The sequence below is a fragment of the Pandoraea nosoerga genome, assembly GCF_902459585.1.
Classification (GTDB): Bacteria; Pseudomonadota; Gammaproteobacteria; order Burkholderiales; family Burkholderiaceae; genus Pandoraea; species Pandoraea nosoerga.
The window spans coordinates 117,831-138,094 of sequence record NZ_CABPSC010000004.1; the positions used below are offsets into that span (position 1 = coordinate 117,831).

15 protein-coding genes are annotated in these 20,264 nt (G+C 68.0%); 11 read left to right on the forward strand and 4 right to left on the reverse strand.

The window, feature by feature from the left end:
* The first annotated feature begins 384 nt into the window (after positions 1-384).
* The 9 genes from PNO31109_RS07335 (at position 385) to PNO31109_RS07375 (ending at position 12,646) form a co-directional block, all read left to right on the forward strand.
* Positions 385-2,127, forward strand: a complete 1,743-nt coding sequence (locus tag PNO31109_RS07335; protein WP_150554952.1) for an ABC transporter permease — start codon at positions 385-387, stop codon at positions 2,125-2,127.
* 697 nt (positions 2,128-2,824) lie between these two features.
* Positions 2,825-3,748 (forward strand): LysR family transcriptional regulator, encoded by a 924-nt coding sequence (locus PNO31109_RS07340; protein ID WP_150554953.1) that lies wholly within the window; start codon positions 2,825-2,827, stop codon positions 3,746-3,748.
* A gap of 233 nt (positions 3,749-3,981) precedes the next feature.
* The gene (locus PNO31109_RS07345) at positions 3,982-5,058 is read left to right on the forward strand and encodes an ABC transporter substrate-binding protein (RefSeq protein ID WP_150554954.1); all 1,077 of its coding nucleotides are present in this window, start codon (positions 3,982-3,984) and stop codon (positions 5,056-5,058) included.
* A gap of 123 nt (positions 5,059-5,181) precedes the next feature.
* Positions 5,182-7,224, forward strand: coding sequence for an aconitase family protein (locus tag PNO31109_RS07350; RefSeq protein WP_150554955.1), 2,043 nt, complete (start codon positions 5,182-5,184; stop codon positions 7,222-7,224).
* Positions 7,212-8,498, forward strand: a complete 1,287-nt coding sequence (locus PNO31109_RS07355) for a CaiB/BaiF CoA transferase family protein (protein ID WP_150554956.1) — start codon at positions 7,212-7,214, stop codon at positions 8,496-8,498. Before PNO31109_RS07350 ends, PNO31109_RS07355 begins: the two co-directional genes overlap by 13 nt.
* 181 nt (positions 8,499-8,679) lie before the next feature.
* On the forward strand, positions 8,680-9,828 hold the full coding sequence (locus PNO31109_RS07360) for a CaiB/BaiF CoA transferase family protein (RefSeq protein ID WP_150554957.1): 1,149 nt from the start codon (positions 8,680-8,682) through the stop codon (positions 9,826-9,828).
* Positions 9,829-10,262: 434 nt separating this feature from the next.
* Positions 10,263-10,886, forward strand: coding sequence for a hypothetical protein (locus PNO31109_RS07365; RefSeq protein WP_306440555.1), 624 nt, complete (start codon positions 10,263-10,265; stop codon positions 10,884-10,886).
* Between the two features lie 72 nt (positions 10,887-10,958).
* Positions 10,959-12,089 carry a DNA polymerase IV gene (gene dinB / locus PNO31109_RS07370; RefSeq protein ID WP_150554958.1) on the forward strand — a complete coding sequence of 377 codons (1,131 nt, stop codon included), beginning with the start codon at positions 10,959-10,961 and terminating at the stop codon, positions 12,087-12,089.
* A 23-nt stretch (positions 12,090-12,112) separates the two neighbouring features.
* Positions 12,113-12,646 (forward strand): MgtC/SapB family protein, encoded by a 534-nt coding sequence (locus PNO31109_RS07375; protein WP_150554959.1) that lies wholly within the window; start codon positions 12,113-12,115, stop codon positions 12,644-12,646.
* Between the two features lie 260 nt (positions 12,647-12,906).
* Here PNO31109_RS07375 and PNO31109_RS07380 read toward each other — a convergent pair whose 3' ends face one another.
* Positions 12,907-13,362 (reverse strand): hypothetical protein, encoded by a 456-nt coding sequence (locus PNO31109_RS07380; RefSeq protein ID WP_150554960.1) that lies wholly within the window; start codon positions 13,360-13,362, stop codon positions 12,907-12,909.
* A gap of 102 nt (positions 13,363-13,464) precedes the next feature.
* Between PNO31109_RS07380 and PNO31109_RS07385 the strand changes: the two genes are divergently transcribed.
* Positions 13,465-14,961, forward strand: coding sequence for a cryptochrome/photolyase family protein (locus PNO31109_RS07385; RefSeq protein WP_150555143.1), 1,497 nt, complete (start codon positions 13,465-13,467; stop codon positions 14,959-14,961).
* A gap of 551 nt (positions 14,962-15,512) precedes the next feature.
* On the opposite strand, the gene PNO31109_RS07390 is transcribed toward PNO31109_RS07385, so the two are convergent.
* The 3 genes from PNO31109_RS07390 to PNO31109_RS07400 all read right to left on the reverse strand — a co-directional run bounded on the left by PNO31109_RS07390 (position 15,513) and on the right by PNO31109_RS07400 (position 18,991).
* On the reverse strand, positions 15,513-16,421 hold the full coding sequence (locus PNO31109_RS07390; protein ID WP_174966316.1) for an urea transporter: 909 nt from the start codon (positions 16,419-16,421) through the stop codon (positions 15,513-15,515).
* Between the two features lie 374 nt (positions 16,422-16,795).
* On the reverse strand, positions 16,796-18,514 hold the full coding sequence (locus PNO31109_RS07395; protein ID WP_150554962.1) for a glutamine--tRNA ligase/YqeY domain fusion protein: 1,719 nt from the start codon (positions 18,512-18,514) through the stop codon (positions 16,796-16,798).
* A 291-nt stretch (positions 18,515-18,805) separates the two neighbouring features.
* Positions 18,806-18,991: a hypothetical protein gene (locus PNO31109_RS07400; RefSeq protein ID WP_150554963.1), complete on the reverse strand. Its 186-nt coding sequence runs from the start codon at positions 18,989-18,991 to the stop codon at positions 18,806-18,808.
* Between the two features lie 148 nt (positions 18,992-19,139).
* Between PNO31109_RS07400 and PNO31109_RS07405 the strand changes: the two genes are divergently transcribed.
* The gene (locus PNO31109_RS07405) at positions 19,140-19,655 is read left to right on the forward strand and encodes a hypothetical protein (protein ID WP_150554964.1); all 516 of its coding nucleotides are present in this window, start codon (positions 19,140-19,142) and stop codon (positions 19,653-19,655) included.
* Positions 19,656-20,264 lie beyond the last annotated feature (609 nt).

Genomic DNA, 20,264 nt, shown 5'->3' on the forward strand with positions numbered 1-20,264 from the left:
GGGATCGGGGGGATCGCAGGGGGCAGGCGTCGTTGGCGTCGTTGGCGTCGTTGGCGTCGTAAGAGTCGTAGTCGTCGATCGTAAAGGAGGCCGCAGATCTGGCCGTGGACGACGCGAGGTGTGACGCACCTCGCGAGGCCCGGGCGCTCCGTACCAAATCACTGGGAGACGGCGGGCCGGGCACTTTCCACGGGCAGGGCCGTCAGAGTCACAATTGCGAATGCGTATAATTTACAACGCTTTAGACCGGCGGGCATCCGTCGGTTCCCAAAGGAGGGGGCGCAGAGGGCGGAGCGGGCGCGTGTACGGAGCCATATCTTGTCGCGCACGTTGCCTGCAGCCCCTCTCGCGCCAACCGATCACCGCTTCCACGGCCCTTTACCGATGTCATCGACGCCCCCGCCGCGCGCCGCCGCCGAGCCTGTCTCCACCGATCTGCCGTTGCCGTGCGCGAGCGCGCCGCAAGCGCTGATTGCGCACCGCCTCGTGCGCCGCTCGCGGCGAGGGCGTTGGGCCGGCAGATGGGCATGGCGCCTGGTGGCATGGCTGCCCGCGCTGGTCGTGCTCGTGCCGATGTTCGGCATCGTGGCGGCCGTTGGCGCCGGCGGCGATGCGACCCGTGCCGTTCTCGCGCACATGCTCGACACGGTGTTGCCCGAGTACGCGCTCAATTCGCTGCGCATCTCGCTGGCCGTGAGCGCCGGTGTGGTGGTGATGGGCGTGACGAGCGCCTGGCTCGTCGTGCATTACGCGTTCCCCGGGCGGCGCGTGCTGGAGTGGGCGTTGATCCTCCCGCTCGCGATGCCGGCGTATGTCACCGCTTACGCCTATACCGATTTCCTGCAGTTCGCCGGCCCGGTGCAAAGTGCGCTGCGCCGGCTGCTCGCGGCTGAGCGGCTCGCGTGGTTTCCGGAAATCCGTTCGTGGTACGGCGCGGCGTGGGTCTTTGCCGGCGCGTTCTACCCCTACGTCTATCTGCTTGCGCGCACGGCGTTCCTCGAGCACAGTCAGCGCTTGCTCGAAGCGGCCCGGACGCTCGGGTGCACGCCGGCGCAGGCGTTCGTGCGCGTGGCCTTACCGCTCGCGCGCCCGGCGCTCGCGGCGGGTGTCGCGCTCGTGCTGATGGAGACGCTCGCCGACTACGGCGCCGTGGCCTACTTTGGCGTGCCGACGTTCACGACCGGCATCTACCGCGCCTGGCTGTCGATGGGCGACCGCGTCGCGGCAGCGCAGCTTAGCGCGTGCCTGCTGTTCGCGGTGCTGGTGCTGTTGATCGCCGAGGCGCGCAGCCGGGCGCGCCTGCGTTACTACGGGGCGCCGGGCCGCGCTCCGGCAACCTCGCGCCGCGCAGTCTTGCGCGGCGGCAAGGCCTGGTTCGCGACGCTTGCCTGTGCGCTGCCGCTATTCATCGGTTTCGTGCTGCCCGCGCTCATCATGTTACGGCTGGCGCTCGGCGAACTGGATCAGGTGCCATGGTCGCGCTATGGCGAGTGGGTCTACAACACGGTACGTCTCGCGGGGGCGGCCGCGCTCGCGGCGACCGCCTTCGCCGTCGTGCTGGGCTACGCCCGGCGCCTCGCTCCCGGGCGCGTGACGCACGTTGCCGTGCGGCTCGTCGGCGTGGGCTACGCGATCCCCGGGGCGGTGATCGCCCTCGGCATCCTCACGCCGGTATTGCGACTCGACTCGTGGCTCGGTGATCGGCTCGGCGCCGAAGGCCTGGTGCTCGCGGGCACGGCGGGCGTGCTCGTCTATGCCTATCTCGTGCGGTTTCTGCCCGCGGCGCTGCAGAGCGTCGACGCCGGCCTCGCGCGCATTCCGCCGAATCTCGACGCCAGCGCGCGCAGCCTCGGCGTGGGCGGCTGGGCGATGCTGCGACGCGTGCACCTGCCGCTGCTGCGCGGCAGCGTACTGACGGCCGCGCTGCTCGTGTTCGTCGACGTCATGAAGGAGTTGCCGGCCACGCTCGCACTGCGGCCATTCAACATGGACACGCTCGCCGTCGTCGCGAGCCACCTGGCCGCGGACGAGCGGCTTGCCGAGGCCGCGGTGCCGGCGCTCACGCTCGTGCTCGTCGGCATGCTGCCGGTGCTGGTGCTCGCGCGCGCGATCGCTCGGCGCCGGTGACGTCATCGCCACCGGCGGCGGCTCGCCGGCCGACGCCGCCCTTCGCGGCGCGCTTGCCGATATCCCGAAAAATACATTTGAACGATCGGGAGTTGCCCCGCCGATAGCGCCGCACTATAGTCAAATCAGACCCGGCAGCGAAACCGGGATGATCGGACGTCAACAACATGCTTGCGATCGTCATTTGCAAATGTTGGCTGTTCATGGCCTTGGCGTCGGCGCCGCCGCCTGAGGCATCGTTCCACGCGGCAGACGGCGGTTGGACGGCGGTGCTGCTCTCGGGGGCGATGCGCTAGCGGTCCTGCGGGGAGGGACCGGCACCTGGACTGGAAGACGGACGCAAGACGTCCGGTGGCGGGGTGCAACCTGTCGGTCCGAAGTGGTTTCGCGCCGCGGCTTTCGCGCCGTCGCCCTGGTGCCGTTGCCCTGGTGCCGTCGCCCTGGTGCCGTTGCGCTGATGCCGTCGCCCTGGTGCCATCGCTTCGGTCCCACCGTCGTCGCGCCGTCGCCTTGGCGCCAATGGCGCGCCAGGCGCGAGCTCCCCGCTACCCGTTCGGGCGAGCGTCGTCCGGGCCCGCTCGCCGCCACAGGCGGCTGCCGGTTGTTGTTTTCCTGTGTCGCCGGGGCGGCGCCGAGTGGCGTTTTCGCCACACTCGCCGCAAAATCGCGGTCAATGCAATCCCTTCGGGAGATGGGCATGGCGCTTTGGCGAATCGACCTCGTCTCATTGCGACTGTTCGTGGCCGTTTGCGAAGAGAGCAGCATTGCGCGCGCCGCCGAGCGCGAGTTCATTGCGCCGTCGGCCGTCAGCAAGCGAATCAACGACCTGGAGTCGCTCGTCGGCTCCGCGCTGCTGCAGCGACACAAGTGGGGCGTGCGCGCCACGCCCGCCGGCGAGGCGCTGCTGCACCACGCGCGCAACGTTCTGCGCAGTCTCGAGAAGATGCAGGGCGACCTGTCCGAATACACGAGCGGCGTGCGCGGCCACATTCGCATCTTCGCCAACGTCTCGTCCATCGTCGAAACGCTGCCCGACGAGCTCGGCGCCTTTTTGCGCCGCCATGAAGGCGTGAAGGTCGACCTCGAAGAGCACACCAGCGCGCAGGTGGTGCGTGGCGTGGCCGACGGCGCAACGGACATCGGCATCTGCTGGGACGCGGTCGACACGCGCGACGTCGAAGTCTTCCCATACCGTCACGATCGCATCGTGGTGGTCCTGCACCGCGAACACCCGCTCGCCGGTGCGCAACAGCTGGCCTTTACCGATACGCTCGACTTCGACCACGTCGGCGTACACCCCGACAGCGCCATGTACACCGTGTTGCGCCGGCTCGCCGCCGAGCAGGGCAAGACGGTCAAGTTTCGCATCCACGTCTCGACGTTCGAAGCCGTGTGCCGGATGGTGCGCGCCCAGCTGGGACTGGCCGTGGCGCCGCAGGAAGCCGTGGGCATTTATTCGCAGGTGACGGACGGGGAGGCGTTGCGCATCGTTGCACTCACCGATGCGTGGGCGCAGCGACGTCTCATCGTTTGCGTGCGCCGCTACGACGCGTTGCCGGTCGCCTCGCGCATGCTGGTCGACCATTTGTGCGCACGTAACGTGACAAGGGGTAACACGTGACGTCGCGGGCGGCGAGGCAAGTGACCCGGCAAGTGACCAGGCAAGTGATGCGGCCGGTGACGTGGCCAGTGAGGCGGCACCGGCGCCAGGCATCGTGAACGACGATGTCTGGCATGCCGAAACACCGCTTGTCGAAGGGCGGGGCGGCGAACGATGCTCTTGGAGCCGATAGCGATTCCGGCCGACGAGCCGGGGCGCGCCTGTATCCCGCATCCGGCGGGGGGAGACACGCGATGACACAAGCCGAAGCGCGCCGCGTGCGCGAGGCCGTGGGACGTCTGATTCTTGTGCTTGCGCTGATGGCGCTGGGCCTCGTGGCGCTGAGCCTGAGCGCCGGCGCCTCGGCCGCACCGGCCCAGCCGCTCGAAAAACCGAAGATCACCATCGCCGTCGGCGGCAAGCCCGGCCTCTACTATCTGCCGCTCACGATCGCCGAGCAGCTCGGCTACTTCCGAGAGGAAGGACTCGACGTGACCATCGAGGACTTTGCCGGCGGCTCCAAAGCCCTGCAGGCCGTGGTCGGCGGCAGTGCGGACGTAGGCACCGGCGCATTCGAGCACACGCTCCTCATGCAGACCAAGGGCTTGACGTATCAGTCGTTCGTCGTCCTTGGCGCCGCCCCGCAACTCGTGCTTGGCGTAGTCAGGTCGCATGCCGCGCAGGTCCGCTCGGTCAAGGATCTGAAGGGCATGCGCATCGGCGTGAGCGCGCCGGGCTCGAGCACGCACATGCTGGTCAACGTGGCGCTCACCCAGGCGGGACTCAAGCCGGGTGACGTGTCCATCGTGGGCGTCGGCAGCAACGCGACGGTCGTGGCCGCGGCGCGCGGCGGGCAGGTCGACGCCATTTCCAACGTCGACCCGATGATGACGCTGCTCACCGAATCGGGCGATCTGAAGGTCCTCGTCGACACGCGCACGCAGGCCGGCACGCGGGCCGTGTTCGGCGGGCCGATGCCGGCGGCCGTGATGTACGCCCCCCAGAACTTCATTCAGAAGCACCCGCGCACGGTGCAGGCGCTGGCCAATGCCATCGTGCGCGCGGACAAGTGGCTGCAGCACGCTTCGGCGGCCGATCTGATCAAGACCGTTCCGGAGCCCTACCTTCTCGGCGACAAGACGCTGTACCTGAAGGCGTTCGACAATTGTCGCGAGGCGTTCTCGCCTGACGGCATGATGCCGCCCGGCGGCCCGGCCACGGCGCTCAGGGCGCTTGCCTCGTTCACCCCCGAGGTCAGGCCCGCGCAGATTCGTCTGGGCGACACTTGGACCAACACTTTCGCTGCGCAAGCCAATCGCCAGTACCCCTGAGGAACGCGCGCTTGCACGCCATGACGCCATGACTCCATCTCGCCAACGCCGTCGCGGCTGTCCGGCACGGAACCTGCGCCCGGATCGGGTGAACCCATGCGGCAGACCTCGAGGAGCGCACTCATGCAAGCCACCGTGCGATTGAACGGGCGTGTGCTGTGGTTGAGCGACAGCGTCGACGCCATGAAGCGGCAACTGGCCGGCGAGTCGCTCACGCGCGACGAGGCGGGGCCGCTGCGCGAGCAGATATCGACCGACGAAATCACGCCCGCCCGCGCATGCCTCGCGTTCGACGAGACGCTCGGCGACTACGTGTACGTCGGGTTGCGATGCAGCGAAGGCGCCGACGATCCCGCCGGTGCTTTTCCGGTCAGGCCGCGCGCCGTGCGCGAGGGCGGCTTCGTGGTGTCGGTGTCCGGCATGCGTCGCGGCAAGGGCTCGTCGCGCGAGGCAAGTCCCTTCGCCGAGTGGTGCGCGGGCATTCGCATCGTCATTGCGGAGAGCTTCGAGCGCATCTACGCGCAGAACTGTCAGAACCTGGGGCTGCTGATGTCGACCGACCTCACGCTCGCGGAGCGTCTGCAGGCGGGCGACGAGGTGCCCATCGAAGTCTTCCTCGAAGACTGCGACCCGTTGGCCGAAGCGATCGTGCGAAGCGGCGGCCTGTTCAGCTACACGCGCCGGCGGCTCGCGGGCGAGGTGGTGCCGCCGACACCGTCGCATGCCGCGGGGCCGATGACCTATGGCGAGAAGATCGTTGCCCGGGCGCTCGGCGTGCCGCGCGTGCGGGCCGGCGACGCCGTGTTCGTGCCGGCCGACTGGCGCTTCTCGCACGAGTACGTCACGCCGATGGCCGTGAGCTTCCTGCGACATGCCTTCGGCGATGCCGCCCCGGATTTGCACGAGCGCGCGTCGATGCTCTGTTTCGAGGACCATCTCACGCATCTGGAGGCGGTGAGCGCCGACGGCGGCCGTCCCCCGGCGTTGCTCGACGCGGCGCGGCGGCTGGGCGCCGTACAGCGGGAGTTCTGTGCGCAGCACGATCTGCGCCTGCACGGGCGGGCGCCGGGCGGCGGCTCGGAGGGGATTTGCCATGCCCTGATGCTCGAGCGTTATGCGCTGCCCGCACAGGTCGTTGTGGGCACCGATTCACATACGCCGCACTGCGGGGCAATCGGGGCGTTCGCGTTCGGCGTGGGCGCGACCGAGATGGCCAACGCCTGGCTGACGGCAGACGTGCGGCTTGCCGTACCGGGCACCTGTCTCGTGCACCTGCACGGCAAGCTGCCGGCCGGCGTTGGCGCGAAAGACCTCGCGTTGCACCTGCTGCATCTGCCCTACATTCGCGACGGGCGCGCCATCGGCCAGGTCATCGAGTTCGCCGGGCAGGCGGTGGCGCATCTGTCCACGGATGAGCGCGCGACGCTGACCAACATGGTCGCGGAGATCGGCGGGCTCACCGGCCTTGTCGCCCCCGACGCGGAAACCGTGCGGTATCTGCGCGAGCGCCGTGGCATCGACTTCGAGATTGCCCCGTGGATGTCGAGCGATGCGCAGGCGTCCTACGCCCACGTCATCGAAATCGACTGCGCGGGCCTGGAGCCCATGGTGGCCAGCCCCGGCGACCCGGGCAACGGCTTGCCGCTCTCGCGCCTGTCGGCGCCGATTGCCATCGACATCGCCTACGGTGGCTCATGCACGGGCAGCAAGCGCGACGATCTGCGGGCCTGCCACGACGTGCTCGCCTGGGGCCTCGCGCAAGGGCGCCGGGTGGCGGATGGCGTGCGCTTCTACCTGCAGTACGGCAGCGAGGACGTGCGGACGTGGTGCGAGGCGCAGGGCTATACCGAGGTATTCCGCGCAGCGGGCGTGACGCTGCTTGCCCCGGGATGCGGCGCCTGCGTGAATGCCGGGCCCGGCGTGTCGCAAACGGCGGGCGAGGTGGTCATCAGCGCACAGAATCGGAATTTCCCTGGTCGTTCGGGGCCCGGGCAGATGTGGCTGGGCAGCCCCGCAACGGTGGCGGCGAGCGCGCTGGCGGGCTACCTCGTCGGCTTCGATCAATTGCGACGCGACGGCTTCGCCACGCATGCCGGCAGCGCGGTGCGCGACGGCACGGCGAGGCGTGGGGCGCCGCTTCCGGAGGGTAATCGATGCAGGACGTGACCCCTGCGACCCCGATGCCGCTGCAAGGCATCCGCGTCGTGGAGTTTTCGCACATGGTGATGGGGCCGGCATGCGGCATGGTGCTCGGGGACCTCGGCGCGGACGTCATCAAGGTCGAGCCGGTCGGCGGCGACGCCACGCGGCGGCTGCTGGGCACCGGCGCGGGCTTCTTCCGCACGTTCAACCGCAACAAGCGCAGCCTGGCCGTCGACGTCACGCGGCCCGAGGGGCGTGAGCTGATCCTGCGTCTCGTGACGACCGCCGACGTGGTGACGGAGAACTTCAAGCCGGGACGCATGCGACAGATCGGTCTCGATTACGCCACGCTCTCGCGACTCAATCCGGCGCTCGTCTACGTCTGCCTGAAGGGCTTTCTGCCGGGGCCGTATGCCACGCGCACCGCACTCGACGAAGTGGTGCAGATGATGGCCGGGCTCGCGTACATGACGGGGCCGCCGGGGCAGCCGCTGCGCGCCGGGTCGTCGGTCAACGACATCATGGGCGGCGTGTTCGGCGCGCTGGCCGCGCTGGCCGCGCTCTACGAGCGCAAGTCCACGGGGCGCGGGCAGGAAGTGCAGGGCGCGCTGTTCGAGAATTGCGTGCTGCTCGCGGCGCAGCACATGCAGCAATACGCGGTGACGGGCGTGGCGCCGGACCCGATGCCGGCGCGCGTGTCGGCCTGGGGCGTGTACGACGTGTTCACCGCGCGTGACGGCGCGCAGATTTTTCTGGCGGTGGTGAGCGACTCACAGTGGCGTATTTTCTGCGACGTGTTCGGCCGTCAGGATCTCGCCGACGACGCGCGACTGACTACCAACAACGACCGCGTGCGCGAGCGCGACTGGCTGCTGCCGTTGCTGCGCGAGATGGTGCTGGGCTTCGACGCGAGCTATCTGGCGGCGGCATTCGAGCGTCACGGGTTGCCGTTTGCGCCGATCGTCAGGCCCCAGGCGCTGTTCGACGACCCGCACCTGCGGGCCAGCGGGGGGCTGGGCGAACTGGAGACCGACGACGGCGAGCGCACGCAGGTGCCGCTGCTGCCGATCACGATGGGCGGACAGCGGCTGCCGGCACGTCGGCCGCTGCCCTCGACCGGGGAACATACCGACGAAATTCTGCGGGATCTGGGTTATCGCGACGCGCAGATCGCCAAGCTGCGGAGCGACGGTGTCGTGGCCGGACCGATGGACGGGCGCGCGCGCGGGGCGCTCGCCGGCGCCGACGCGCCGGACAATGGCGCCGGGCCCGTGCTGTGGGAGGGCGGCCACGATTGAGGGGAGGCGAACCTGCGCCGTGGCGGGGGCGCGTCTGGCAGCAAAGGCGGCGCGCGCCGCGAGCCATCCCGTAATCCGACGATTCGGAGTTGTCCGAACCGCTTATGCCCGCTCTCTGCTTGCGGGCAGTCGCCCTGGCGCGGTACGGTGTGGCTATCCCACCGTCATCATTCGCCACGTCATGAGCCAATCATCCGACAGATCCGACACATCCGACACATCGGATACGCCCGGCACGTCCGGCGCACCGCGCAGCGATCGCGGCAGGAACGCCGCCGAGTCTTCCGATCCGTCTTTCACCGCGCCGCAACTGCCGCTCGCGGGCGTCGTGGTGCTCGACCTCACACGTCTGCTGCCCGGTCCGCTGGCGGGCATGCGGCTCGCGGAGATGGGGGCGGAGGTCATCAAGATCGAGGACAGGGGCTCGGGCGACTACGCGCGCGAGATGATGCTGGGCGAGGGTGAAGCCGCGCCGAGCGCGTTCTGGCGGCTGCTCAATCGTGGCAAGACGGTGGCGCGCCTCGACCTGAAGGACGACGCGGACCGCACGACGTTCCTCGGGCACGTCGCGCGTGCGCACGTGCTGCTCGAAGGGTTTCGGCCCGGCGTGATGGCGCGCCTTGGCTTCGGTTACGAGACGCTGGCGCGGCATCGGCCGTCGCTCGTGATGGCGTCGATCTCAGGGTACGGACAGCACGGACCGATGTCGCAGGCGGCCGGGCACGACATCAACTACATCGGCTACGCCGGCGTGCTCGACCAGTTGTGCGATGCGGGCGACGCGCCCATCGTGCCCAATTTCCAGATCGGCGACCTTTATGGCGGCGCACAGGCGGCAGTGCAGGCCGTGCTCGCGGCACTGGTCTCGGCGCAGCGGACGGGGCGCGGACGATGGCTCGACATTTCAATGACGCACGAGGTGTTCCGATCGAACCTCGTGCCGGCCGTCGCCATGCATCGGCAAGGGCGGGCGCCGCGCGCCGGCGACGACGTGCTCAACGGCGGCGTGCCGTGCTATCAGGTCTATCGCACGCAGGACGGGCGTTACATGGCGGTGGGTGCGCTCGAGCTCAAGTTCTGGCAGACCCTGTGCGACGTGCTCGGACGCAGTGACTGGAAGACTCGCCACTGGTCGCTCGGGCAGGCGGTCGGCGCCGAGGACGCTCGCACGCTGCAGGCCGAACTCGCGGCGGTGTTCGCGAGCGCCACGCAGGCAGAGTGGACCGCGCGTTTTGCGCACGCCGATTGCTGCGTCACGCCGGTGCTCCGGCTTGAAGAAGCGATGGCGCATCCGCTTTTCGCCGAGGCGCGCGAAGCGTTGGTGCCTTGAAGCAGCCGTTGGGCCGCGAGGCGAGATTGAAGAGGGGGTGATTGAAGAGGGGGCGATTGAAGAGGGGGTGATTGAAGAGGGGCGTGATTGACCAGGAGGTCTGTAAGGAGGGCGCGTTACCGATTGTCACAATTTTCCGCCGGTGCTGGTGCGAAGTCGGCGCGTTGATCGCGTAGAGTCGGTCGCTGATCGATAGCGAACGACTCATGACCCAACGGTATGGACTGCACGGGCGGCTTGCGCGGCGGCCGCGACGACAACGACATGCGCAGCCGGTGCGGGCAGTGCCGCCAGTGCCGGTGCCGCCAGTACGATGGGCGCCACGGCTGGCACAACCGGCATACGCGCTGGCGGCGCTGGCTCTCGCCGTGTGCGCGGGGTGCGCGTCGTATCAGGACGCGCCCACGGATCGCGGCAAGGTCCGTTCGACGTCCATGACCACCGCGGACCTTGCGCAGACTGACATCAACCGCATGGCCACGCTCGGCATGCGAGCGAATCTGGAGAGCCTCTATCGGCTCGCGGACAAGCTGTACAAGCGCAATCCGCGCGAATGGCGCAAGAGCGGGGCGGCAACGCAGGCGCAGGCGATGGCGCAGTTGCGTGCGTGCGTCGAGGAGCGTCGAAGCTTGCCCGGACTGAAGGATCTGCGCGACGTGAAGGCGCTGTCGCTGTCGCTCGAACCGTCGTTCGACGGCGATCGGGTGGCGGCCTTCGTCTTTAGCCTGGCAGACACGATCATCACGGCGCACGGCGGTGCCACGGTGTTCTACCTGAGCGACGGACTCGACGCGCAGCGCATCTACAACGCCGCACGCAACGTCGAGATCGCGGCATGGCTGCTGGCGAGCCGCCACGACCTGTCCGGGCGGCCGCTGCTGCTGGCCAACGAAATGGCGGACGTACGCAATGTGAGCTTCGAGCGCGAATTCGGCAAAATCATCGGCCGGCTCGATCTGCTCGCCGAAATGCTCGACGAGAAGTACCGCCGCGCAGGCATCGGGTATGTCCAGAACCTGCTCGGCGCTCAATTCCTGCAATTCCTGCCCGTGCGGTGAGACGATGTCACGGATGAGGCGCATACGTTGCGCGAATGCTGTATATTTGCACAGTGTTTTCGCCTGTCCGCCATGTCCACCACCACGCGCAAGATCATCCACTGCGACGCCGACTGTTTCTACGCCTCGGTCGAGATGCGTGACAACCCGTCGTTGCGAGGCATCCCGCTGGCCGTCGGCGGACAGCCTGACCAGCGCGGCGTGGTGGCGACCTGCAACTACGAAGCCCGGGCCTTCGGGGTGCGCTCGGCCATGCCGTCGGCACAGGCGCTCAAGCTTTGCCCGAGCCTGCACATCATCCCGCCGTCGATGGACCGCTATCGCGAGGCGTCGCAACGCATCATGGCGATTTATCGCGATTACACCGAACTGGTGGAGCCGCTGTCACTGGACGAGGCATATCTCGATGTCACTCTCAGTGAGCGATGCGAAGGATCGGCCACGCTCATCGCCCGCGAGATTCGCGCGCGCGTCGCCGCCGAAGTGGGGCTGACCGTCTCGGCCGGCGTGGCCCCGAACAAGTTCATCGCCAAGATCGCCAGCGACTGGCGCAAACCGGACGGCATGTTTGTCGTGCGGCCGGCCGAAGTCGACGCGTTTGTGGCCGCGCTTCCCGTCGAACGCCTGTTCGGCGTGGGCAAGGTCACCGCAGAGAAACTGCGCGCGCTCGGCGTGGATTCGTGCGGCGACCTGCGCCGCCATTCCATGACCGAACTGATCGAACGTTTCGGCGTGTTCGGGCAACGGTTGTACGAGCGTTGCCGCGGCATCGACACGAGGGAGGTGTCGCCGGAGCGCGAGCGCAAATCGATCAGCGTCGAGACGACTTACACGCGTGACTTGCGCACGCTGGCCGACTGCGCCACGGCCCTCGAGCCGTTGCTGCACCAGTTGGCCCAGCGGATCGAACGGGCGCGCCGCAGCGAGCCGCTCGCAGTGGCCAAGGTCTTCGTCAAGATTCGCTTTGCCGACTTTTCACGCACGACGGCCGAAGCGGGCGCGCTTGGCGTCGATCCTGCGCAGTGCCATCAACTGCTCGCACAAGCTGTCGGACGCCGGCGCAAGCCCGTCCGCCTGCTGGGCGTGGGGGTGCGGCTGCTCGAGGCGCAGGCGACGCGGCAATTGCGGCTTTTCGACGACTGGGACGGCGGTGCGTCGCTCGGTCGGGCTGGCGCGGGCGATAATGAAACATCGCAAACGTAGCTCGAACGCGCGGGAGGTGGGGGATGGCGGAGATCATCGAAGTCATGCTGCGGCTGATGGCCGCGCTCGTGCTGGGCGGCATGGTCGGGCTCAACCGGAACCTGCACCACAAGTCCGTCGGGCTGCGCACGCTGGCCATCGTCTCGTTCGGTTCAGCCTTGTTCGTGCTGGCCGTCGTGCCATTCCCCGGGACGTCGCTGTCCTATGACGCCTCGTCGGTGAGCCGGGTGGTGCAGGGTATCGTTGCGGGGATCGGTTTTCTCGGCGCAGGCTGCATCGTCCGGCCGAACCGCGGCGGCTCGGTACATGGCTTTACCACGGCGGCGGCGCTCTGGAGCACCACTGGCATCGGCATCATCTGCGGGCTGGGACGCTGGCACATCGCCGTCGCGGCGATGGTGTTGCTGCTCATCGTGCTGGCGGTCGGCGGGCCGATCGAGGATATCGCGCACAGGTGGCTGGGGCACGACGAGCCGGAAAAGGGGGCGTCGGGTGCATCGCGGGAAGCGTCGCCGGACGAGGACGTGCCGGCGCGGCATGAGCGCGACGGCAAGTGAGCGCTGCCGCGCGTCGGCAGAAGATGGACATCGCCGTCTCCTTGCCCCGGACATCAGGGGCAGACTCCTGCGGATACCGAAGAAAAATGCCCGCCGAAGCGGGCAAATGACGTTGTCGCAGTACCCCCAAAAGGACGTAAGAGGGCGATTTCATTTTGGTCAGCCGGCCATCGTTCGCCAATCGGGGCTTGCCCGATTAGGGAAAGCACGTTCGGGAGACTACGTAACGGCGTTGCCGGGCGCGGGCCTCGCGATACCGTTCATTGCAGCGCGCGCAGCTCCGTGGCGCGAGCGCGCGCAACGCGAAGCCCGTCGGCCTGCAGTGTGAGCGTGGCCGCATCGGCTTGTTGTGCGGCGTCGGCCGGCGTCGTGTAGGTCGCGATGGCCGCTTGTCGCTCGCGACGGAAACGCTCGCTGATCGGCGCACACTCGGTCGCCGCTTCGTCGGCAAGCCGGGCCGGATCGGGCACGAGGTTGACGTAGCGCGCGACATGACCGTAGAGGCAAGTGCGGTATTGGGCCGCGGCAGCGTCTGCGGCCACCAGGTGGCGCTCGCGCAGGGTCGCGGCGTCGGACGCCGCGGGGCGGGTTGCTGACGCCGGCGCCGACGGGCTTGACGGGGTCGCGCAGCCGGTCAGCAGTAGCGCGGCCACCGCGCAAAGCCGCATTGGCGCGAGGCGACGCGCGCCGGCCAAAGTCGGAAACATCCGAGTCATGAAGTCGTCCATGCCGATGGCATAAAGTTCGCGATGCCGATATGGTACGGGATTCGAGGAACCCATCCGAGGCAGGTGCGACGCGTGTCGCACCATTCCGACATGAGCGAATTCCACAAGGGACTGGTGTGGCTGCGGCGCGACTTGCGCTGCACGGATAACGCGACGCTGGCGCAGGCGCTGGCGGCGTGCGCTCAGGTGTATGTCGCATTCGTCTTCGATACGACGATCCTTGCCGACCTGCCGCGCGACGACCGTCGCGTGGCGTTCATCCACGACAGTGTCACCGAACTCGCACAGGCGCTCGAGCGCGAGGGGGGCGCGCTGATGGTGCGGCACGGAGATCCGGTGACGGAGATCCCCGCGCTCGCGCAGTCGCTTGGCGTGCAGGCGGTGTTTGCCGGCCGCGACTACGAGCCCGCGGCGCTCGCCCGAGACCGCGCGGTGTCGCGAGCGCTCGACGCACTCGGCATGCGTTTCGAACTGATCAAGGACCATGTGATCTTCGAGCGCAGCGAGATCCTGAGCGCGCAAGGAGAACCGTACAGCGTCTTCACGCCCTATCAGCGCGCGTGGTTGAGGCAGGTCCGGCCAGCCGATCTGGCGCCGCACGGGCGGGCGACCGATCTGAAGCGGCTGGCCCCGGCGCCGCCGGACGTGGGGGCGGTGCCGACGCTGGCGGCGCTCGGTTTCGACGTGCCTGAGGCGCGGCGCATGGCAGTCCCTGCCGGCGAGCGCGGCGCGCGGCAATTGCTGGACGATTTCCTGCCGCGCATGGCGCACTACCACGAGCGTCGCGACTACCCGGCGGTGCGCGGCCCGAGCTATCTTTCCGTCCATCTGCGTTTCGGCACCCTCTCGATTCGCACGCTGGCGCGCGAGGCCCATGCCGCAATGCTGCGCGGCGGCGAGGCCGGCCGCGGCGCTCGGGCGTGGCTGGGCGAGCTGATCTGGCGGGAGTTCTACTTCATGATCCTGCATCACCACCCATGCGTGGTCGAGCGCGCGTTCAAGCCCGCCTGCGACGCCATCGTATGGGCCAGCGGCGCGGCGGCGGACGCCCATTTCGCGGCATGGTGCGAGGGCCGGACGGGCTATCCGCTGGTGGACGCCGCCATGCGGCAGATCCGCCAGACGGGCTACATGCACAACCGGTTGCGCATGGTGGCGGCGAGCTTTCTGGTGAAGGACCTGGGCATCGACTGGCGTCGCGGGGAGGCCTACTTTGCCCGGGCGCTCAACGACTTCGATCTGGCGGCGAACAACGGTGGCTGGCAGTGGGCGGCCTCCACCGGCTGCGACGCACAACCATACTTCCGGATCTTCAATCCGGTCACCCAGTCCGAGAAGTTCGACCCTCAGGGGCGTTTCATAAGGAAATACGTGCCGGAACTCGCTGGCCTGCCGGGCAAGGCCGTCCATGCGCCATGGCGCGCCGATGCCGACGTGCTCGCGGCGGCGAACGTGACGTTGGGCCGCGATTATCCGCACCCGGTGGTGGCGCACGATGTCGCACGCAGGCAGACGCTGGCGCGGTACGCGGTCGTGAAGACGCCTGCCGTCTCGCGCCGTGCGACGGAGGGGGGCGCACCGGCATGAGGTGATGTGGATGCGCTGGCGCGGCGCGTCATCGCGGCCGGCCGCGCGAACCGCCGCGAACGCGCTCGCCTGGCAAAACCGCAAAAAGCGTCGGTGTATACCCCCGTCAACTTTTTCCGTGACCGGCCGTTGATACAGGTATGGCACGCAAGAGGCCTGGGCTCCGGTAACGATTCGCAACGTCGGGGGGCGTTTGCGGGTGTCAGGGAGGATGCCGCCATAACAACGAAGCAACGGCTCGGACGCGAGTCAGGGCAGGCCAAAACCACACGGGGAAGCTGACCCGACGCTGCCGCGAGGACGGTAGCTTCGTCATCACGAGGTCGGTAAAGCGCGAGTGCCCGGGACGTCACGGTTCCGGGCATTTTTTTGCCTCGCTGCCTCGCCGGTGGGCGCCGTCGGCGGCCGCGCGGGCGCGCCTCGGGGGCGCCAGCCGAGGGCCCCCGATCAGGCGCGCGATCATGCCCGCGATTGGGCTCGCGATCAGGCCCGCGACCAGGCGCACGACGCGGCCGCTATCTCACAACAGGGTTCCGACAACGGTGCGCTGACTACCGTGCCGTGACACCGCATGCCAATACGATCCAGACCGCCAGATTGAACGGAAGCGTGAAGTAGGGCCATCCCAGCGGTTCGAGCCAGGTCCCGAGGCCGACGCAGAGCAAGGCCGCGAATCCGGCGCCGACAAGGCGCAGCAGGGGGCGGCGCCCGAACGCGCCCAGGCCCAACGCCGCGAGAAACGCATTCACGCCAATGCCGACGGCATGCCCCGCCAGTGCGGGCCAGTGCGCTGCCATGAGCGCCAGCACCGACCACACGAGAACGCCTGCGGCGAGCGCCCACAACGTCGCGCGTAGATTCCAGAGCGCCAGCACGTACCAGACCAGCAGTCCGAGCACGAGCGGCGCCACGAATACGACTTGTCCGACGGCACAGAAAACGAACCCCGGCGTGCCCATGCTGCAGCCGGGCGCACCAACGCGCGGCATCAGCCCGAGCCACGATTGCGCGGCCCACGACAACATCATGACGCCAACGAACGGCCCGGTCAGGGCGGGAACGTTGCGGCGGACGAGGGCCGCGGTTGCGGGTACCGTCAGGCAGACGCAGGCGACGAGCCACAGCGCATAGGCCGCATCCGGCTGCCAGAACGCGCTGAACGCGATGCCCGTGAGCGCGCCGTTGTACCCGAACAACCCGACGCGCCGAGCCTCGCGCGGGAGCTGCAGTCCGAGCGCGACCACCGACGCGGTAACGCTCGCGGCCAGTCCGCTCAGCGCGGCGGTCCAGTCGGCCAACGCGAGTACGGCAAACAACAGCAACCCGGCGCCGGCCGACGGAATGAAGTAAATCTGCGCAAAACTGGCCGCCGTGCCATGCAACGCCGACGTCAACCAGCGACGCGAGAGGAGGGCCGGGCGAAGCGAAATCGACGCGGGCGTGGATGGGAGCGAGGGCATCGGCAGCGGATGAGCACGAACGCATGGGCGGACCTGCGTGGGCGGGGGGCATTGGGAGAGCTCCGCACAAGCCGTCCGTCGCGCGAGACGGAATCGAATGGGCGCGAGCTTACGCCGAACGGCGCAGGCCGGGCGCATGCGGGCGTTATAGTCCGTATTCGAGCCGGCACATCAGCCCGGTGATCACCTGGTGGTCGGCCTGGCGGTCGGCCTGGTGCTCCGGCCTCGAATCCTCCCGGATGCGTGGGAGGGGCGAGCACGCCAGGGTGCGGTGGAGGCGAGCGGCTGCCGCCCCCAGAAAGAAAACCCGCGCTCAACGGCGCGGGTGTTGTCCGACAGACGTTGCGGATGTCGGCGACGTTGCCGACATCGCTTTATTTGCCGCCGCCCTTCGCGGGTTTGGCGGCCCAGCTGTCCTTGAGCGACACGATGCGATTGAACACCGGCTTGCCCGGGACCGAATCGTGGCGGTCCGCCACGAAGTAGCCGTGGCGCTCGAACTGCACGCGGTCTTCGGGCTTAACGCTCAGCAGTTCCGGCTCGACGTATGCTTGCGTCACGCGCTTGGCGTCCGGGTTGATGTAATCGAGGAAGTTCTTCTCCCCGGCGTCCGGATTCGGATCGAGGAACAGACGGTCGTAGATGCGCACTTCGGCGGCCAGTGCGTGCGGCGCGCTCACCCAGTGAATGTTGCCCTTGACCTTGTAGTTGTCCGCGCCCGGCGTGCCCGAACGGCTGTCTTCGAAGTAGTTGCAGTGCACGGCGATCACGTTGCCGTTCGCATCGGTATCGAAGCCCGTGCACTCCACGACGTAGCCATAGCGCAGGCGGACCTTGTTGCCCGGGAACAGGCGGAAGAAGCCCTTGACCGGCTCGGCCTGGAAGTCCTCGCGCTCGATCCACAGCTCGCGCGAAATCGGGAACGTGCGCATGCCGCGCTCGGGGAAGTGCGGGTGTACCGGAGCCTGGCAGTCTTCCTGCTTGCCTTGCGGATAGTTGTCGATGATCAGCTTGAGCGGATCGAGCACGGCCGTGGCACGCGGCGCCTTCGGATCGAGGTCATCGCGCAGCGCCTGCTCGAGAATGCTCATGTCGATCCACGAGGCGGACTTGGCCACGCCTATGCGCTCGCAGAACAGTTGCAGGCTTTCCGGCGAAAAGCCGCGACGGCGCAGGCCGACGAGCGTCGGCATGCGCGGGTCGTCCCAGCCGTCAACGTACTTTTCGTCGACGAGCTGACGCAGCTTGCGCTTGCTCGTGATCGCGTAGGTGAGCTGCAGGCGCGCGAACTCGATCTGTTGCGGCGTCGGGCGCGTGAACATGCCGGCGTCGGCCAGCTCGCCGAGCACCCAGTCGTAGAACGGGCGCTGGTCTTCGAACTCCAGCGTGCACAGGCTGTGCGTGATGTTCTCGATCGCGTCCTCGAGCGGGTGCGCGTAGGTGTACATCGGGTAGATGCACCAGGCGTCGCCCGTGCGATGGTGATGCGCATGGCGAATGCGGTAGATGGCCGGGTCGCGCAGATTGATGTTGGGCGACGCCATGTCGATCTTCGCACGCAGCACGTGCGTGCCGTCGGCGAATTCGCCCGCGCGCATGCGGCGGAACAGGTCGAGGTTCTCCTCGACCGAGCGGTTGCGGAACGGCGAGTCCTTGCCCGGCTCGGTAAGCGTGCCGCGGTTGGCGCGCATGTCCTCGGCGCTCTGGCTGTCGACGTAGGCCTTGCCGCGCTGAATCAGGATTTCGGCGCCCTGATAGAGCTGCTCGAAATAGTCGCTCGCGAAATAGAGATGTTCCTTCTGCGGCGTGTCGTAACGGAAGCCGAGCCACTTGACCATGTCGATGATCGAGTCGACGTACTCGGTGTCTTCCTTCTCGGGATTGGTGTCGTCGAAGCGCAGATGGCACACGCCGCCGTAGTCGCGCGCCACGCCGAAGTTCAGGCAGATCGCCTTGGCGTGACCGATGTGCAGATAGCCGTTGGGCTCGGGCGGAAAACGCGTCTCGACGCGCTGGCCCCATTTGCCCGACCGGTTGTCTTCGTCAATGATGTTGCGGATGAAATTGGATGCCGCGTTCAGCTCTGTGCTCATGCCTGTCCAGTGTTCGGTGTTTGGCGAACATTCTACCGTACCGCACTGCACCACGGGCGAGCGACGACGCGCGTTTGCGCTCGACGAGGGCCCGCCTGAAGGCGCTGGGCCCGCCTGCCGATCGGGGCCGGGCGCGACGCCGAAGCGCGCGCTCGCCTTGGACGGGGGGACGGTCGGGGCGGGGCCCACGCCCCGAAAGCGGAGCATCGGCCGCCGGTCGGCCGGAACGAGGCGGAAGGAGGCGGAAGGAGGCGGAAGGAGGCGATGGGCCAGCCTTGTCTCGCCGGGCGCCTACATGGTGTTGCGCTGCCCCGGCCAGTTGGCATAGGAGAGCAGCCACAGGGAAATGACGTTGACGATCGGGATGAAGGCCAGTACGGTGAGCCACGGCGAGAGGCCGAGGCGCGTGAGAATCCGCCAGACGGGAATGCCAACGAGCACAATGCCGATGAGCAAGCCGAGAAGTCCGTTGAACATACGATCTCTCCCCTGAAGTCCCGCCGGCGGCGGGTTGACGCCAAGTATAGCGAGACGACCGCCCATCGCCAGCGCTGGATTGTTCTATCCTGAAAACACTGCCGGTCCCGCCGGCGGCTCTGTGAGTGACCCTTTCAGGGAGGACATCATGGAACTGCACCTCCAGTCGCATCGCTTCACGCACCGCTCGCCCGACTGGGCGGCGGCCGCCGTCGCCGGCTTCGTGGCCTGCGCCTTTTTCTGCGCCGTCGAAATGCTCATGGTGCTGCTGGTCACCGGCCAGAGTCCGTGGGTGCCGCCGCGCATGGTCGCCGCCATCGTGCTCGGGCCGGGCATCCTGTCGCAGCCCGCCACGTTCGATGTGTCCATCGTGGCCATGGCGCTCATGGTCCACGCGGCCATCGGCGTCGTGCTGGGCGTGGTGCTCGGCGCCATCATCGCGCCGTTCCGGCTCGACTCCGACGTCGTCACGGTCTCGATTGCCGGCGCCGTGTTCGGACTCGTGGTCTACGCCGTCAACTTCTACGTGATGACGCAACTGTTCCCCTGGTTCATCGAGTCGCGCTCCTGGATCATGGTGGCCGGGCATGTGATCTTCGGCGCGTTCGCCGGCTACATGTACTGGATTCTCGCGAAAATCGACGACCGTACCGTAATGCCGTGAGCCCTGCCGGGACGGGCGGGCGCCCGATCGGACCGGCGAACCCGGGCGGCCGCGCCCCCGCCCGGAGAGGGGTTGCCGCCCGTCGATGCACGGGACGCTGTTTTCTGATATCATTCGTCAACTGCGTCGATCTGCCCGTCAACTTCGGGACCGAATGAACGCAGTTCTCGTGGCATGAAACGCCGGGCAACGCTCCTGTCCGTCCGGCGACGGCCACCGCACGACACGATTACCACTACACAGATGTGTCGCGCGGGGTGTGCCGCCACATGTCGCCACGTGCGGCCATGTGCCGACCCAAAGAGGCCGGGAACGCTTCGACGCGGGTTCGTAACGAACCCGGATAGTTCGACGTTCTTGCCGCCGGGCCCGTGGGCCGGCACGCCGCCATTCCCCCGAAACAGGAAGTTGCCCAGGATCGCTTGTCCGCGCATTGCGTGGTGCCGGCGCGCATGGGGCCACTCGCCGCACGCCGTCTCTCGTCGACCCAATGCGTCGCATGTCAGTCACGCCAATGTCGCGTGGCCGTCACATTGGGCCGATACGCTGCGTGCACTTCACGGAAACATTTGTGCGGTTTTGCACTCTCATCACCGTAAGCCGATTCGA

Coding starts and splice junctions, on each gene's coding strand:
- PNO31109_RS07400 (WP_150554963.1), bottom strand. CDS start 18,991: ATGTTCAACGGACTTCTCGGCTTGCTCATCGGCATTGTGCTCGTTGGC.
- PNO31109_RS07395 (WP_150554962.1), bottom strand. CDS start 18,514: ATGAGCACAGAGCTGAACGCGGCATCCAATTTCATCCGCAACATCATT.
- PNO31109_RS07365 (WP_306440555.1), top strand. CDS start 10,263: ATGACCACCGCGGACCTTGCGCAGACTGACATCAACCGCATGGCCACG.
- PNO31109_RS07405 (WP_150554964.1), top strand. CDS start 19,140: ATGGAACTGCACCTCCAGTCGCATCGCTTCACGCACCGCTCGCCCGAC.
- PNO31109_RS07335 (WP_150554952.1), top strand. CDS start 385: ATGTCATCGACGCCCCCGCCGCGCGCCGCCGCCGAGCCTGTCTCCACC.
- PNO31109_RS07375 (WP_150554959.1), top strand. CDS start 12,113: ATGGCGGAGATCATCGAAGTCATGCTGCGGCTGATGGCCGCGCTCGTG.
- PNO31109_RS07345 (WP_150554954.1), top strand. CDS start 3,982: ATGACACAAGCCGAAGCGCGCCGCGTGCGCGAGGCCGTGGGACGTCTG.
- PNO31109_RS07355 (WP_150554956.1), top strand. CDS start 7,212: ATGCAGGACGTGACCCCTGCGACCCCGATGCCGCTGCAAGGCATCCGC.
- PNO31109_RS07380 (WP_150554960.1), bottom strand. CDS start 13,362: ATGACTCGGATGTTTCCGACTTTGGCCGGCGCGCGTCGCCTCGCGCCA.
- PNO31109_RS07360 (WP_150554957.1), top strand. CDS start 8,680: ATGAGCCAATCATCCGACAGATCCGACACATCCGACACATCGGATACG.
- PNO31109_RS07385 (WP_150555143.1), top strand. CDS start 13,465: ATGAGCGAATTCCACAAGGGACTGGTGTGGCTGCGGCGCGACTTGCGC.
- PNO31109_RS07340 (WP_150554953.1), top strand. CDS start 2,825: ATGGCGCTTTGGCGAATCGACCTCGTCTCATTGCGACTGTTCGTGGCC.
- dinB (WP_150554958.1), top strand. CDS start 10,959: ATGTCCACCACCACGCGCAAGATCATCCACTGCGACGCCGACTGTTTC.
- PNO31109_RS07390 (WP_174966316.1), bottom strand. CDS start 16,421: ATGCCCTCGCTCCCATCCACGCCCGCGTCGATTTCGCTTCGCCCGGCC.
- PNO31109_RS07350 (WP_150554955.1), top strand. CDS start 5,182: ATGCAAGCCACCGTGCGATTGAACGGGCGTGTGCTGTGGTTGAGCGAC.